We start from the raw sequence: 17,143 nt of genomic DNA on the forward strand, positions 1-17,143 counted from the left end.
GATGAAATACTACGTAATATCAGGAGAAGCTTCTGGAGATTTGCATGGCTCTAACTTAATCAAAGCTTTAAAAGAAGTCGATGCTTTTGCTGAATTTAGAGCATGGGGTGGAGATTTGATGCAAGCTGCGGGGGCTGTATTGGCAAAACATTACAAAGACTTAGCATTTATGGGAATAGGACAAGTATTAAAAAACTTGCCTACTATTTTAGGAAATTTTAAATTTTGTCGCCAAGATATCCAAGCTTTTTCTCCTGATGTTTTAATCTTAATTGATTATTCTGGGTTTAATCTACGAATAGCCAAATGGGCAAAAAATCAGGGGTATAAAATCTTCTACTATATCTCTCCTCAAATATGGGCCACCAGAGAAAAACGCGTGGAAAAAATCAAGCGCTATATCGACAAAATGTTTGTTATTCTTCCTTTTGAAGCAGACTTTTATGCCAAACACAACTACTCGGTTGAATTTGTAGGTCATCCATTATTAGATGTCATCCATGCTCATCAAACAGAAATTGATTTTAGAGACAAACACCAATTGGGAACTGCTCCTATTATTGCTTTGTTGCCAGGAAGCCGAAAACAAGAAATTAGATCCATGTTAGCAACAATGCTAAGTATTGTTGACGATTTTCCCGATTATCAATTTGTCATTGCTGGCGCTCCTAGTATTTCTCCCGATTTTTATCAGCCTTTTACTCAACACAAAACCAATGTAGTTCTTTTGCAAAATCAGACCTATCACCTGCTAGAAAACAGCCATGCTGCATTGGTTACTTCTGGTACAGCAACGTTAGAAACAGCACTATTCAAAGTGCCTCAAATTGTTTGTTACAAGGCTAGTGCTTTATTATATGCTATTGTCAAACGAATTATAAAAGTTCCTTTTATCTCTATTGTTAACTTAATCATGCAAAAAAAAGTCGTGCCAGAACTCATCCAACACGACTTAACTACACAGCAGCTAAAGATAGAACTTCAGCAAATTATAGCTGGACCTAAACGGCAAGAAATGCTAGAAAACTATCTGCTTTTATCTAAAAAATTAGGTCATCAAGGTGCGTCCCAAAAGGCAGCCCAGAGCATGATAAAGCATTTGCGTTTGTAGTCCAACCAACTTACTCAAAATGGATGTTTCTTCCCAAAAAACATCCAAGGAGAACAAAAGTCACTGGAGACTTTCGTCTCCTTGCTTACTTAACTCAAAAAACGTTAATAAAGTAGAAAATGGTTGGTTTAAGAGCTGCTTTTTTTCCAAAAAAGCTTGGGCTAATTTAGAAAAACAAAAAAATCAATAACTATTAATCTATAGGATGCCATTCTTTTATAAAAAAACTTTATTTTAACCCTAATACTTTGGGAATGAAACCATGACACTAACAAGAGTACCATTAGGCTTTTTGTATGGCACTGATTGTCAAATTTTAATACCTGGCAATATCAGGACAAAAACTAAACTGTTTTCAATATGGTATTATATCAAAGTAAATAATCATTTAAACACTGACAGTAAATAAGACGATGAAACCAAAACACATTGCAATTGCAGGAAATATTGGCGCTGGAAAAACAACACTTTGTGAATTATTAAGCAACCATTATGGATGGGAAGTAAATTATGAATCAACAGACGACAATCCTTATTTGGAGGATTTTTATAATGATATGAGTCGTTGGTCTTTTAATTTGCAAATCTACTTCTTAAACAATCGGTACCGACAAATTGTTGAAATTCAAAGAGGTAACAAAACTGTTATCCAAGATCGCTCTATCTACGAAGATGCACACATTTTTGCGCCCAACTTGCATAAAATGGGCTTGATGGCTACTCGCGACTTTCACAATTACTTTGATTTATTCAAATTAATGAGCTCACAAGTCAATGCTCCAGATTTGCTTATTTATCTAAAAGCCAGTGTTCCTACCCTAGTGAATCACATTCAGAAAAGAGGACGCGATTACGAATCTACAATGAGCTTAAATTATTTAAAATCGCTCAATGACAAGTATGAAGATTGGATTAACAACTACGAAGAAGGCAAATTACTTGTCCTGGATGTTAATGAATTAGACTACAAAAACAATGCAGAACACAGACAATTTGTTGTTGACGAAGTTTCAAAACAATTAAACTTAGAAGGACTTTAACACGCTTAATTTCGTGGAGACTTAACACACTTTTTAAGTATAATACAGAATCATAAGCTATCTCTAGTAGAGGTAGCTTTTTTTTATTATTCTATTTACATTAATTTAACATTAGAAAAGCATTTTTTCTAAAAAACCTTTTTTTGCCTGTCACAAAAATACGACCAAATAACATTTTGAATTTCTTTGTTTTTATAGTTTTTAACCTAACGGTTAACCACTTTTTTTCATTTAAAACTTTGTTAAAAGCTTAGAATACTTTTTTTATGAAAAAAGTGTGCAATTACAAATAATAGATAAAAACTAACTATAATAATCTAATAATCAAAAGATTGAAATATTAAACAATTAATCAAAAATACAACTTTAACAAACTATTTTGTTAAAAAAAATTTAACAAACTGTTATTTTCCTAACTTTTATAAGTACATTAGACACGCAAACTATTTTTATTTAAACTCAAAAAACAAAAGGTTTTTTATGAAACTATTCAACACGATGCTAGTGTTGCTAGTCTTCTCTATAGGGACCGTTTATGCCCAGAAAACAATTTCTGGTGCCGTAACGGATGAGAATGGCGATGCAATCATTGGCGCAACCGTCTTAATGAAAGGCTCGGCATCTGGTACTATTACAGATATTGATGGAAATTATTCTATTGAGGTACCAGAGGATGCTACAACCCTTTTATTTAGCTACATTGGGTATGCTACACAAGAAGTAGAAATTACAGGAACTACTATCAATGTTACTCTATTAGAAGGAGTAGATTTAGAAAAAGTAGTCGTAACAGCTTTGGGTGTTAAACGCTCTGAAAAAGCTTTAGGTTATGCCATCCAAGAAGTGGATGGTGAAGAAGTCGCAAAATCCAACACTGCCAACTTTGTAGATGCACTGAATGGAAAAGTAGCAGGTTTACAAGTTACAAGTGCTTCTGGTGCTGCGGGTGCTTCTTCAAGAGTTGTACTTAGAGGACCTACCTCTTTGAATGGTAATAATGAAGCATTAATTGTTGTTGATGGTGTTCGTATCAACAACGAAGAGTTAACAACAGAGCGTTCTTTAGCTGGTGTTGCCTACTCTAACCGTGGTATTGATATCAATCCAAACGACATTGAATCCGTTGTTGTCCTAAAAGGTGCTGCCGCATCTGCTCTTTACGGTGCTGAAGGGGCTCGTGGAGTATTGGTTATTACAACTAAGAAAGGTAAAGGCGGAAAAACTAAAAATGGTATTTCTGTAGATTATACCTCCACTTACACACTTTCTCAAGTAAACAAATTACCTGAGTTACAAAACAAATATGCGCAAGGAACAAGTTGGTTTAGTGCTGATGGTGTAACTCCAGAATATAGAGGTCCTGAAACAGGTTGGCCAACAAGCTGGGGACCACTAATTGATACACTTTATTGGGATGGAGATGCTACCTATCAATACGACAACAATGGTAAAATTGTAGGTCAAAGCGATCCTAATGCAGGTCAAAAAGTAACTCCTTACGACAATCTAAATAGCTTTTTCCAATTGGGTCACGCTTGGAAAAATGCCTTGTCTGTTTCTGGTGGAGGTACTGTCGCCACATACCGTTTTTCATTCAGTCATCTAAAGCAAGATGGTATTATTCCTAACAATACATTTGAAAGAATCAATGTTGGTCTAAACTCTCAGGCTAATTTCTTGGATAATAAAATGAAAATTGGAACTAGCATCAACTATGTTAATTCAGGAGGAAATAGAATTCAACAAGGCTCTAATACTTCTGGTATTATGTTAGGTTTGTTGCGTACACCTTCTACATTTGACAATGCTAATGGTTTAGCTGATCCTGTAAACAATTCTAGTTCTTATTACTTTTCTTCTGATAAAACTCAAAGAAACTACCGTGGTGGTGGTGGGTATGATAATCCTTACTGGGTTGTAAACAATAGTCCTTTTGTAGATCGTGTTAATCGTTTCATTGGTAACCTGAACGCTTCGTATGAATTTACAAAGTGGTTGACATTAAGTACTAAAATTGGTACGGATTTTTATTCCGATACCAGAAAACAATCGTTTGAAATTGGTTCCAGAACACTTCCTAATGGTCAAGTAATCGAAGATCAATATACTTACCACAATATCAATGCTTTTGTAAATGTTTTAGGTAGCAAGTACTTTGGCGACGACCATAGCCTTAGCTATAACATTGGTACAGAATTTTTTACAACTCGCCTCAACCAACAATTAACCCAAGGTGATGGGTTAAGCTTCCCTGGATTTATGCACTTGAGTAATACAGGTTCGGTTACATCTATTACTGATCTAACAAGGACAAAGACCTACTCTTTGTTTGCAAGTGTAGAGTATGGGTTCAAAAACATGTTGTACTTATCCTTAACAGCAAGAAACGATTGGTTGTCGACTCTAATTGCTCCTACCAAGAAATTTAAAGCGGGAGATCTTTCTGTCTTCTACCCTTCAGCTTCTTTAAGTTTTGTATTTACAGAATTATTACCTGACAATGATATCTTATCTTTCGGCAAGGTTCGTTTCTCCTTTGCTCAAGTAGGTGGTGGAGCCCCTACAGCATATTTGACAGGAACCAACTTTACCAATCCTGAGCCAGGAACAATTAATGCACTTAACGATGGTTGGACAGATGGTATTTTATTCCCATTCAATGGGCAAGCTGCGTATATCTACGATGCTGTTTTGGGCAATCCAAACCTAAAACCATCTAGAACGACAGATTACGAGGTAGGAGCAGATTTAAGATTCTTCAAAGGGCGTTTAAATTTAGATGCTACTTATTACTATCGTCAATCTGCTAACCAAATTTTAGTCGTGCCAATTGCGGCTACTTCTGGTTTCCAAAGAGCAGTTTTGAACAGTGGTTCTTTGAGCACCAATGGTGTTGATATCGTCTTAAATGCTACTCCTGTAAAAACAAAAGACTTTAGATGGGATATTGGTATCAACTTCACACATTGGAAAACAGTAGTAGATGCCCTAGCTGATGGTGTTGAAAGACAATACCTAGATGGTTTTACGGGTTCTAGTATTTACAATGTTGTTGGTCAAGAGTATGGTCAAATTTATGGTGGTGCCTTTATGCGTGTTAACGATACAGATGCTAATGGCAATCCAATCTTTAACGTAGACAAGCCATATAACCCTAATGGTCAAATGGTTATTGACAGCGCAAGTGGTTATCCACTAGTTGATCCACTTGAGCGTCCAATTGGTAATCCTAATCCTGACTTCTTGTTGGGTATTAACAATACCTTATCATACAAAGGACTTTCTTTATCTTTTCTTTTAGATTGGAAACAAGGTGGTCAAATGTGGAATGGAACCCAAGGTGCCTTGACTTATTTTGGTATGAGCAAATTGACAGAAAACAGAGACATGCCTGGTGATGCTCCTAACTATGTTTTTGAAGGCGTTACACAAGATGGTTCTACCAATACTAAACCTGTTTTGAGAGATGAAAATTGGTACACAGGAAATGGTGGAGGATTTGGCTCTGTTGCAGAACATTTCGTTCAAGAGACTTCTTGGTTTAGATTACGTCAATTGAGCTTAAGTTATACCTTGAGTTCTAAATTACTTAGCAAAACGCCATTTACTGGAATTACCATTTCATTTGTTGGTCGTAACTTATTCTTGATTACACCTTATGAAGGAATTGACCCAGAAACAAGCTTGGTAGGTTCATCTAGTAATGGACAAGGTTTGGATTATTTCCAAATGCCTAACACGCGTAGTTTTGCACTTAGTCTAAATGTTAAATTCTAATTTGTAACCATAATCTATCATGCAAGCATAGCAGCATATGTTGCTGCTATGTTGTTCTTTTCCATTAAGAACAAATAAGAGCATGTTATCAAAATAAAAAATTATGATTCGTATAAAATCATTTCATCTGATCATCTTGATGCTTATCCTAGTTGGATTTAGCTCGTGTGAGCAGTATTTTGGAGATACCAACGTAGATCCAGATAGCCCCTCTAGCGTCACTCCCCCTGTAATCCTTCCTGCTGCTCAATTGAGATTGGCATATGTGGTAGGTGGAGATGCGTCAAGATTTAGTTCAATCTTCACACAGCATGTTGACGGGGTTACTCGCCAATTTTCTGTCATCCAAAACTATGGGCTCCAACCAACAGATGTTGATGCACTTTGGAGTCAAAATCTTTACTCTGGTATCTTACAAGAGATCAACCAATTAAAGATTAGTGCTAATGGAAATCCACATTATACTGGAATAGCTCAAGTCTTAGAAGCCTACACAATCATGTTGACAACCGATTTATTCGGCGACGTTCCTTATAGCCAAGCATTACAAGGACGTGAAAACTTACAACCAATGTTTGATAGCCAAGAAAGTATTTATACTAGCATTCAAAATCTTTTGGACGAAAGTATCACTAACTTCGCAGCTACCAACAATGGACTTGTACCTGGACCAGACGATGTTATATATGGTGGAGATATTTCTCTTTGGACTAAATTTGCTTATTCGCTAAAAGCTAGAGCTCATTTGCACTTGGGGTTAGTTGATCAAAGTAATTACACCAAAGCACTAACGGCTTTAACCAATGGTTTTTCTTCATGGGAAGATGATGCTGACTTAAAATTTGGTACGGCAGCAACGGCTAATGCACCATGGTTTCAATACAACAATGAAAGAAATGATATTGCTGTTGGAGCCAACTATGTTAGTTTAATGAATTCTTTGAATGACACTGTTAGAGGGAAGATTTTGGGTGCGCCACTAACTGTACCTCATCCTATATTTGTACCAGATCAAGCTCAACCTCTAATGACGTATACAGAGTTGAAGTTTATAGAGGCAGAGTGTAGAATGAAAACTGAAGGTGCTACTGCGGCAACGCATCAAGCTTACTTGGATGGTATTTCTAGTTCTTTTGCGGAATTGGGTGTTAGTGGAGACTATCCTGCTTATGTGGCTCAAGGTGCCGTTGATCCTGGTCAAGCTACACTTAGTATGAACGAAATTATGACGCAAAAATACATCGCATTGTATACAGATGTAGAAGTATTCAATGATTGGAGAAGAACAGGTATCCCTAGTTTGACTCCAAATTCTGGTTCTCAAATTCCTGTTAGATTGCCTTACCCTAATGATGAGGTTAACTATAATTCAAATTGTCCTGTAGGGGTAACTCTATTTGACAAAGTATGGTGGGATATGAACTAAATTCTGCTCATAACTAATAGTATAGGGAGCTACCTCTTTTTTTGGGGTAGCTCTTTTTTTTGTATCAGGCTAATTTCAAGTAAACAAATTTGCTCAAAAAATGAGTTTTTCAAACAACTCTATAGCATTATTACTAGGTTTGATCTACTTCCTTATAAATGGTGATAGATGATTGGCGGATGCTATTTTAGTTTTCTCAAAACTACAATAGACGTAAACTTTTTTCCTTCCCCTCTTTTCCTTTCCCTCATTTCGCTCGGCGGATACTATTTTAGTTTTCTCAAAACTAAAATAGACGCAAACTTTTTTTCTTCTCCTCTTTCCTTTCCCTCGCTTCACTCGGCTGATACCATTTTAGTTTTCTCAAAACTAAAATAGATGTAAACTTTTTTCCTTCCCCTCTTTTCCTTTCCCTCGCTTCGCTCGGCTGATACCATTTTAGTTTTCTCAAAACTAAAATGGTATCAGTCCCAAAGACTTCCATGTATACCGACTCTTAGTCCTAAATCCAATGTAGTAGATTGATCTGAATTGTATCCAAACCGTGCAAAATATAAAATATAAACGCTTTCTTCTGCTCCTACTGCTATTTCTCCGACATACGTCATAAAAAAGGGATTGGGATATCTTTTATGGGCAGCCGACCGATCGTGTATATTTATCTTATTCCACTGAATCCCTCCTCCTACTTGCATAAAAAAGAAACCATTTAGAGGAATTCTGAAATTTGCTAGAACTGGAAAGGAAACCGCACCGATCCCTTCATAACCTGCTAAGTCTAGGCTGAATGGAAAATACTTGACAGAAGCTTCTAATGAGAATAAAAAGGCTGTTTTTTTACCCAAAATAACTCCCGCACCCAAACCAGGCAATACATTAAATGCTTGTCCCATATTTTTAGGAGTCCCATCTACTGTTTTGAGAGGTTCTTGATACCAATGGTACATATTATAATCAATGAATAGCATTGGACGGATGAGAAACCTAGCTTCACTATTGAGTGTTGAGTGACTTTGAGCTGACACAAAGGTGTTGACACTAATTAAAAGCGCAAGAATTAGGAAATACTGTTTCATAAAAAATTGTTTTATAGAGTATTGATTGATACTAGGGAAACAACCTTTTAGAAATATTGTTTGTTTTTTTATTATAAAAAACAAGAACTTCATTAATTATAAAAAATTGTAAAACAACATTTTGCAACTAATTTCACAACTATACCTAAAACCATTTATTAATTTTATACTGCATCTTTTTCCGTTTGTACGCTTTTTTCCCATACAATCCAAAGGATATCCGAATTCCAAAAGTAAGATAACTATCTTTATTGTTAGAATTCCCTCGGCGTGTTCCTGTCAAATGATCGGCAACTACTCCTGTGTATTCTTCCGTTCTGTTTGATAATGCTACTGCTAACTGGCTACTATTCATTAATGTTTTTTTAGGCAAATAGATCGTGCTCACATCATCTAAGTAATCTGTTGTTGTAAATCGATATCCGATTTCCAAAGCGATGTTTAATCGACCACCAATAGAATACTTTAAACCTAATAATACAGGAACAGCGAACTCTACCAAGCTATATTTAGAAGGATAGCCCTCTAAGCCTTGACCTTCTGTTCCAATCGCTTGTAGCGCAACCCACTCGCCTTCGTACTTTGTGGTTGGATTGAAGACAATAACACCTATTCCAATACCAATATAAGGTGCCAGTATTTGCTTAGATTTTTTAGGATAAAATGGTAGTATATTAAACTCAGGAATTAAGGAAAATTCCATCAAATCCGACTTAAAGCTGAGATTTCGCTCGCGAATATTGTTGTGTTTTGAGGAACGGTCCTTGGCTTCTAAGGTTCCTTTTATAAAACTTAAAGTAACGGCTAAGTGAGGATGAGGATTGTAACGAAAAAAGCCTCCAAAGGCAGCATTGGTATTAGACAAAATATCTCCTTCGTTAACATCTCCATTAAAACTTAAGGCTCCTCCAAAGCCTCCTAACTCTACAAATTGAGCTTTTGTAGTAGACAGGCAACAAAAACAGCTTGTGAGGAGGAGAATAATTAGCTTATACATAAGAAAATTTATGGATTATCAAATCAAAATAGTATGCTACAAAAGCAGACTATAAATACTGTATAGCAGTGTCTTTTGATAATCCATAAATCAATATATTGTATTGCTAAACAGATTAAAACTGAGAGCTTTTACATCCGGCTCTTCTCTTGCGACGTTTGCGGGCACCTACCAAACCGTTTTCAATAAAGTTGTAAGAAACAGTCACCATAGTAAACACATACCAATCGTTCAATTTATCCCCTCTTACTAAGTTTCCTCCTCTAGCATTAATATACCCATTGTATTCTGTCACTGCTGCCTCTTCTTTTGAACCAGCAATTGCAGTATTAGGATTATCTATATAAGGCGTAATGTAATTCAAAAACTCGCTTAGAGTCATTCCTTGAATATGCGTTGCTAACTCTGCATTTAAATTCGGATCACCTGCCAAAGCTCTTGCTTGCAATTCATCTAAAATAAAAGAATAACTCTTATCCGCAAATAACTCTTGTGTCGACTTATCTCCATATTGTCCTGCCAAATAAGGCGTTTGATCATAAAACGGCTCTCCTGTTAAAGCATTTACAGGATATGTTTGACCAACATCATCCAAATAATCTGTAAACGTTGGACGGAATCCTACTTCAAAGCCGATGCTAATATTACTATTAACAGCATATTTAATCCCTAGTCCCATTGGAATAGATATTTGCGTTCTAGCATAAGGCGATCTATTGGAAAATGTAGAACTTCCCTGTCCTTCTGTGTTTATTTCTTGCAAAAATACCCGTTGACCGTCTAAGTTTGGATCAAAATGTGTCGTATAAGGATTAAAGTTAAACACACCTATTCCTACAAAAACATAAGGTGAAAACATTTTCTCATGTCCTCTAGGCTGAAATCCCATTAGGTTTGCTTCCGCAATCAAAGAACCTTCAAAAAGATGTGAGTTAAAACTTAAATTTCGAATTCTATTTCTAAAATCAGGCGAATCGGCATCACTTCCAGAAATAGATCCCAATGCCAACTGCAAACGTACGCTAAAAAATGGACCAACATTATATCGACCAAACAACGCACCACCAAAATGCATGTGCTTAAAATCAAAAATTGAATTGGTCAATTCGCCAGAATAGTTCATAACACCACCACCTAGACCAACTTCAAAGTAGTTATGTCCCCAATTAAATTGAGCTTTAGTTAAAAATGGGGCACACACAACTGCAACAATCAACAATATTCTTTTCATAGTAACAATTTAATACGATATCTGAAAGGTATTTTAGCTTGGAGTGGTCTTCCTTTTGGATGTTTTTTGAATAGTAACGAACAAGCACTCCCAAATATTATAAACCACTCTAACGAACTAAGTAATCTGTTTTAATTAAAAATACATTTTTAAAAGAAATTTTCAAAAGAAGATTCGCTTTATACCCCTTATAACAATGGCTTTTTACAAAAAAAGTAGAATACACATAAAATATACTGTCGTTTCCTTTCTCCCTCTAATTTATCAAGGAACATAAATGGTATCACGATCATAAGACAAGAAGGTGAATATTCCTGTTCCTCCTGTGATATTAGACTGTATAGCCGCAGGCTGACCAAAAGGACTATTATTGGCTCCTTGAGCATCTCGAACCGACTCTAAGTAATCGTGGTAATGCTTCTCTAAATGATAAATAGTTCCAATTAATGTATCTCCCGATTCAAAACGATAATTGGAGGCTGTAGTTACAACATTGCCATTAAAAATACCACCATCATCTAATACTCGATCAAATCTTGGTTTTCGACCTACAGGAATAGGCAAAAGCCCTTCTCCCTTTTTGGTTAACGAAGTTTCATGCAATACCAAACGATAATAATTTTCTGTATTAGGGTCGTCTTCTGTTGTTAATAAAGCATATGCTTTTCCTGAGTTATTAAACTCTGTCTTAAAATCTAAAATAGGTGATGGAGGCAAAAATTGGGTGGTTGCCGTAGCATAACGATTGCTAATGGTATCCCATACTTCTACGGTAAATGGTTGGGTGTAATCCAATGGACACAATGAAGTAGAACCATAATTAAAAAATCGAGTTGAATCTGGACTTAAATAAGGCAAAAAGCCATAAGGAATAATATCGTCTACGTCACAATTGTCATTAAAAAAGAAAGCCTCATTTAGCGTGTCTTTTATTCCTCCATGTGTTATAACAACAATTGCTTTTCGAACAAATGGACAGGCTTTCAAATCATCAAAATAGTCCTTGGTTTCTGTCAATAACAATCGATAAGGTTGTCCAGCTTCCAAATAACACTCAATGACCAATTTCTTTTCTATTGGTGGCAATTCTACTTCAACAACTGTCTCCATATCTTCGCAAGCAATCAATACAAGAAAAAGCGACAAACAGACTAAATAACGCATTCTTTAATAATTGTTGTAATAAAATTTAATTGGTTATACTTGCTATTTATCTCGCAACTATAACTCCTCTAACAGTTTTTCTAACTCTTCAATAGAAGCTTGAATTTCTTCTCTTTTGGCTTCTATAATCTCTGTCTCCGTTTCTAAAGCAATGATTTTTCTTTTTACATCATCTGATAGTGCGTCTGGAGACTCATTGGCACTCGTACAGCTTATGATAGAAAAGGTAGAAAAACATCCTAACAAGATAGCTTTTTTCATATTTTTTGTGCAATTTATACCAACCTTTAGTATTAAACATTATCGTACATTAAAACTGTAAACAAAAAAGTGAAAAAAAAGTATAAATACAAGAAAGTAGTGTGAAAAAGGTAGAAAACATTATGGTATAAAATACCGATCGTGATATTTAACCCCACACTACACTATAAAAATCGGACAGTTCTTTGGAGCAATTTGTTTAAAACAGAAAAAGACTCTGTGTAACGATGATGATTCTTTTTTTTCATTTTAAAAAATAGATCCCAATGAGTACTTATACAACTATTATTGGAATTGATGTCAGTAAAAATGTTTTAGATATTAACGAATTAACAAATTCAAATAACAAAAGTTATTCAATTAAAAATACAAATCTAGAAATAAGGATATGGTTATCTAAGATAAAAACAAAAAATACTTTATTTGTCTTAGAACCGACTGGCTGTTACAGTCAACGAGTCTTATACTTTTTAAGAAATTTAAGTTTCGACGTATCCCTTGTTAATCCTAGTCAAAGCCATAATTTCATGCAAGTACTAGGTATCACTAATAAAAATGATGTACAAGCAGCCAAAGCATTAGCTTTGATGGGACAACGTTTAGACTTGCCTTTATACAACCATCGAACAGATGATATGGAAAACCGAAAACAACTTTTGACAACGATAAGTGGCTTAAAAAAGCAACGTCAAATGCTAAAAAATCAACTGCATGCTTTTAATCACCAAATTGTATTTGCGACTAAAGCTGTAGAATCATTAAAAACAATTTTACAAACCGTAGAGATTGAAATTCAAGAACTAGAAGAGCAATTAAATACGCTTGATGATGAGGAGATAGAACATCAACTGGAATTGATGCAATCAGTTGTTGGGATTGGATCTAAAACAGCACAGGCATTAATCTGTGCAACAGGAGGTATACAAAATTTCAAGCAACCACAGCAACTAGCTAAGTTTCTAGGTCTTGCTCCTTCTTCTCATATTTCTGGATCTTCTGTTTATAAAAAAGGAGGAATAACAAAAAAAGGAAACGCAGAAGTTCGAGCATGCTTATATATGGCTACCCGAAGTGCTAGGAAATATAATAAAAGTTGTAAAGATTTATACGATCGTTTGCGAAGCATCGGAAAATGCCACAAGGTTGCTGCTGTTGCTGTTATGCATAAACTTGTCAAACAGGTTTTTGGCGTTGTCAAATCTGGTAATCCTTTTGATAACCAGTATTATTTAAAATTTAATGTAAATTAATCACTTTTTTGTTTGCATATATACACAGTTCATCACGAATGAAATGGTATGCCTACAAAAACATCCTGCTTTTTCAACTATACAACTCTATTCGTGTTCATGTCTATTGGTTTCTTATCAACATATTTTCCAAAGCTTTTGCTTTTGATTCTATCATATCAATTCTAGCCATTCGTATGACATACTCTCGTTCAGAAATTTTATTTTCTTTCCTTTTCTGAGATAAACTATCTTTTGCCAATGCTATTTTGTCTTTTGCTTTGCCAACAACCATTTCTCCATTTTGTATAGAAACTTTTATGGCTTCTTTTTTTTCTATATTCCTAGCTTTAACATACGCCATGCGATCCCGCACCGCGCTTTTTTCTTGAACTCCTGTTGTTTTTATCAGTCGATCAACTCCCGCCGTTTGAGTTGCCTCTTCCTTTAAATTATTGATTGTGCCGCCTTGACCTGCTGCAATATGGCTTAAAATAAAAAGCCCTCCCAATATGTTTAGTAAATATTTCATACTTAGCATCATTTGTTGTTAGATAAAGTTTCACACGACAAATATCTGCTATTTTCACGCTATAAAGTGACTGTTTTTTGCCAAAAAAGGCACATTTTTGCCAAACTTTTATTTCAAACAAAAACCCAACAAACAAATAAGCAAGAACTAAAAATCAAATAAAACAAATAAAAAACAAACTCAACCACCAAATATCAGAATAAAAAACACAATAACTTTAAAGCCTTCTGATTGCTTACCATGTAAAATTCCAAGTTACGGTAGGAATAATAGGGAACAAAGAAACGGTTTTAGCTTCAAAGCGATCTGGTAACGTTGTTTGATTGCTCTGCCCTCTACCATTGGGATAAACCGCATCAATGTACATAAAAAACGCATTTCTTCGATTGTATACATTGTACACACTAAATGTCAAGTCGCTCTTAAAACGCTTTTTGCTCAATGGAAATAATTTCCAAACAATCCCAAAATCCATTCGATGATAAGCGGGCATTCTAAACGATCCTCTTTCTGTATAAATAGGCACAAAGGAATAGGGATTAGAACCTACAATTCCAGATGACAAATAACGCCCAGCAGGCAAGGTAGTTGCATTTCCTGTTCCATAAACCCACGTAGCACTTACTGTTAATGGGAATTTGGGACCTGTCCAAGGAATATCCCAAATAACAACAACCGAAATATCATGTCGTCTATCATGTTTGGGGTGAAACGGTTTTCCATTGTTGATTTCGGCAAATTCTCGCCACGTCCAAGACAACGAATAGCCAATCCAACCACGTATCATACCATTTTTCTTCTCCAAATAAAATTCACCTCCATAACTATAGCCTTTTCCAAATACAAACTCCTTATCCAATTCATCATTGATAAACAATTGCGCCCCGTCTCTAAAATCAATTTGACGCTGCATCCATTTATAATATCCTTCTCCGCTTAGAAAAAAGTCCTTTCCTATCGCCCAAGAAAAACCCGCAGATACTAAATCTGATGATTGTGGTTGTACGTTTTTATTAGAAGGATACCAAACATCAGTTGGCAAGGATGCTCCCGAAGTCGAGACCAAATGAATATACTGTGTCATTCTAGCATAACTTGCCTTTAAAGATACGGTAGGGTGAACACTGTATTTGAGTGCTAATCGAGGTTCTGCTGCCCAGTAAAATTGCCCTGAATTATAAAAAGCACTCCAACGCAAACCTGTTAATAATTTAACCCGACTTGAAATTGTCCAATCATCCGAAAAATAGGCACCAAATTCTCCTGATTGAAAATTACTTCCCGCCTCAAAGTTCAAATTATTTCCATTGCCTGCACTAAACCTCCCTACCGAAAATTGATGATAAATAGCATTCAAACCAAATTTGATCAAATGTTTTGTCGATGGAAACCAACTAAAATCTGTTTTCAAATTCATATCCCGAATTCCAGATCCTAAGCTAACATCAAATTCGTCAAACTTATTCTTAATAGTATACAAATAATCCGAAAATGTAAAACTCGTATTGACAAATAGCTTGGAGGAAATCGTATGGTTCCAACGCAAAGTTCCTGCGGCATTCCCCCATTCAAAATTAAAATTGATCCCATCAGCAGCATACAAAAAAACATCTCGACCAAAATAACCACTTAAAAACAAACGATCTTTTTCACCCAAATCGTAGTTGGCTTTAAGATTAATATCATAAAAACTATAGTTGGGGATTTGCACCCAATCCTCATTATCTTTGTTCGCTTCGTTAAGAATAGACGTAAAAATATCTACGTACGTTCGGCGCCCTGAAACAATAAATGAACCTTTGTTTTTGACAAGTGGTCCTTCTATTGTCAAACGAGAAGAAATAAGTCCCAATCCTCCTGTTACGTGAAAATCTTTTCGGTTGCCTTCTCGCATACGAATATCAATTACAGACGATAGTTTTCCTCCATATTCTGAAGGGAAGCCCGCCTTAAATAATTTGACATTCTTAATCGCATCTGCATTAAACGTACTAAAGAAACCAAACAAATGACTTGGATTGTAAATTGGAGCCTCGTCCAAAATAAAGTGATTTTGATCTGCGCCACCACCTCGAACAAATAAACCAGACGATCCTTCCGAACCAGATTGTACTCCTGGCTTCAACTGCAATACTTTAATGACATCAACTTCTCCAAATGCAGCAGCAATTTCCTTTGCCTCTTTGACAGAGACTTCATCCAATCCCATTTGCGTAGAATTCACTTTTTCTTTGTTGGAATTTGCCTGAACGGTTACCTCTTTTATCTCCACTCCTTCGCTTAGTTCAAAGCTAAGGATCGTATCTTGGGACAAATAAAATTGATGGATAACTGGCGTTAAACCAATATAAGAATAAGTAAGTCGTATGGTGTCTTGCGCCAATGTCAGCGAATAAAAACCGTACTCATTCGTAATGGTTCCTGTTGTCCCATCGCCTACATAAACATTAGCCCCAATCAAAGTTTCTCCACTAGAAGCATCTTTAAGGACACCACTTACAGTATGAGTTTGTCCCCAAACAGCACCAACTAGTAAAAACAGAAACAGGCATATTGTATATCGTAACATTCTGAAATAATAATTATCAATCGTAAATATGTTATAAGCTCACGAACCAATCATTTAGCCAATTATAATTGCTAGGAAAAAAGAAGCGAGAAATCAACTTTCAAGTCAAAATCTCGCTTTTCTTTATTTTAGAAACCTACAATAGCTTACCACTCTCCCACATCTCCATCATCATTTGTAGAGTCATTGTCTGCATGGTTGTAATTGTTCTCCTCATATTCTTTTTCTCTTTCTTCATGACGGCGTGTAAACTCATCATAATCATAATCTGGCAACAAATCATTTTTGATATGATCTACTACATCTACTAAGCTTTCTACAAAGCGGTTGAAATCCTCTTTGTACAAGAAAATTTTGTGTCTAGAATAAGAATCATCTTCGAATCGACGAGTGCTTTCTGTAATAGTCACATAGTAATCTGCACCTTTAGTTTTGCGCACATCAAAGAAATACGTTCTTCTCTTTCCTGCTTTTACCTTCTGAGAATACACACTTTCAAAACGGCTATCTTTATTATCAAATCCCACAGTCTAAATAGATTTTAATGAGTAAAAATTCATTTTTAAGTAATTATCTTTTCGATTTACAAGGTAAAACTTTTTTGATAATTATTAATTATTACGATGCTAAAATAACAAATGAATTCTATTAATCTCTATTATCCGCTTTTTTTTTGAAAATAATATTTTGTCAAATGTCTATTTGAAGTAAAATTCTCTAAGCTTCAAGG

General features: G+C 35.4%; 13 protein-coding genes. 5 read left to right on the top strand and 8 right to left on the bottom strand.

Annotated features, from left to right (window positions below):
* The first annotated feature begins 1 nt into the window (after position 1).
* From lpxB to QP953_RS19450, 4 genes are all read left to right on the top strand, one after another.
* On the top strand, positions 2-1,111 hold the full coding sequence (gene lpxB, locus QP953_RS19435; RefSeq protein WP_309552474.1) for a lipid-A-disaccharide synthase: 1,110 nt from the start codon (positions 2-4) through the stop codon (positions 1,109-1,111).
* Between the two features lie 413 nt (positions 1,112-1,524).
* A complete protein-coding gene (locus tag QP953_RS19440) occupies positions 1,525-2,151 on the top strand; it encodes a deoxynucleoside kinase (RefSeq protein WP_052599272.1) in 627 nt (208 codons plus the stop codon).
* 480 nt (positions 2,152-2,631) lie between these two features.
* Positions 2,632-5,928 carry a SusC/RagA family TonB-linked outer membrane protein gene (locus QP953_RS19445; protein ID WP_309552476.1) on the top strand — a complete coding sequence of 1,099 codons (3,297 nt, stop codon included), beginning with the start codon at positions 2,632-2,634 and terminating at the stop codon, positions 5,926-5,928.
* Positions 5,929-6,031: 103 nt separating this feature from the next.
* Positions 6,032-7,354, top strand: coding sequence for a SusD/RagB family nutrient-binding outer membrane lipoprotein (locus tag QP953_RS19450; protein ID WP_309552477.1), 1,323 nt, complete (start codon positions 6,032-6,034; stop codon positions 7,352-7,354).
* A gap of 464 nt (positions 7,355-7,818) precedes the next feature.
* On the opposite strand, the gene QP953_RS19455 is transcribed toward QP953_RS19450, so the two are convergent.
* The 5 genes from QP953_RS19455 to QP953_RS19475 form a co-directional block, all read right to left on the bottom strand.
* Positions 7,819-8,430 (bottom strand): hypothetical protein, encoded by a 612-nt coding sequence (locus QP953_RS19455; RefSeq protein ID WP_309552479.1) that lies wholly within the window; start codon positions 8,428-8,430, stop codon positions 7,819-7,821.
* 145 nt (positions 8,431-8,575) lie between these two features.
* Positions 8,576-9,427: a DUF6089 family protein gene (locus QP953_RS19460; protein WP_309552480.1), complete on the bottom strand. Its 852-nt coding sequence runs from the start codon at positions 9,425-9,427 to the stop codon at positions 8,576-8,578.
* Between the two features lie 115 nt (positions 9,428-9,542).
* Positions 9,543-10,658 carry a DUF6089 family protein gene (locus QP953_RS19465; RefSeq protein ID WP_052599266.1) on the bottom strand — a complete coding sequence of 372 codons (1,116 nt, stop codon included), beginning with the start codon at positions 10,656-10,658 and terminating at the stop codon, positions 9,543-9,545.
* A 264-nt stretch (positions 10,659-10,922) separates the two neighbouring features.
* Positions 10,923-11,822, bottom strand: a complete 900-nt coding sequence (locus tag QP953_RS19470; RefSeq protein ID WP_309552481.1) for a DUF4249 family protein — start codon at positions 11,820-11,822, stop codon at positions 10,923-10,925.
* Positions 11,823-11,879: 57 nt separating this feature from the next.
* Entirely contained in the window at positions 11,880-12,083 is a 204-nt protein-coding gene (locus QP953_RS19475) for a hypothetical protein (RefSeq protein ID WP_052599264.1), read from the bottom strand.
* 266 nt (positions 12,084-12,349) lie between these two features.
* On the opposite strand from QP953_RS19475, the gene QP953_RS19480 reads away from it, so the two are divergent.
* Complete coding sequence (locus QP953_RS19480) at positions 12,350-13,333, top strand: IS110 family transposase (protein WP_052599911.1); 984 nt, start codon at positions 12,350-12,352, stop codon at positions 13,331-13,333.
* 103 nt (positions 13,334-13,436) lie between these two features.
* Here the strand turns inward: QP953_RS19480 and QP953_RS19485 are convergent, their stop codons facing one another.
* The 3 genes from QP953_RS19485 to QP953_RS19495 all read right to left on the bottom strand — a co-directional run bounded on the left by QP953_RS19485 (position 13,437) and on the right by QP953_RS19495 (position 16,940).
* Positions 13,437-13,844 carry a hypothetical protein gene (locus QP953_RS19485; protein WP_309552482.1) on the bottom strand — a complete coding sequence of 136 codons (408 nt, stop codon included), beginning with the start codon at positions 13,842-13,844 and terminating at the stop codon, positions 13,437-13,439.
* A gap of 235 nt (positions 13,845-14,079) precedes the next feature.
* Positions 14,080-16,413, bottom strand: coding sequence for a TonB-dependent receptor (locus QP953_RS19490; protein ID WP_309552484.1), 2,334 nt, complete (start codon positions 16,411-16,413; stop codon positions 14,080-14,082).
* Positions 16,414-16,559: 146 nt separating this feature from the next.
* Positions 16,560-16,940, bottom strand: coding sequence for a DUF3276 family protein (locus tag QP953_RS19495; protein ID WP_052599262.1), 381 nt, complete (start codon positions 16,938-16,940; stop codon positions 16,560-16,562).
* Positions 16,941-17,143 lie beyond the last annotated feature (203 nt).

The sequence above is a fragment of the Aureispira sp. CCB-E genome, from assembly GCF_031326345.1.
Lineage (GTDB): Bacteria > Bacteroidota > Bacteroidia > Chitinophagales > Saprospiraceae > Aureispira.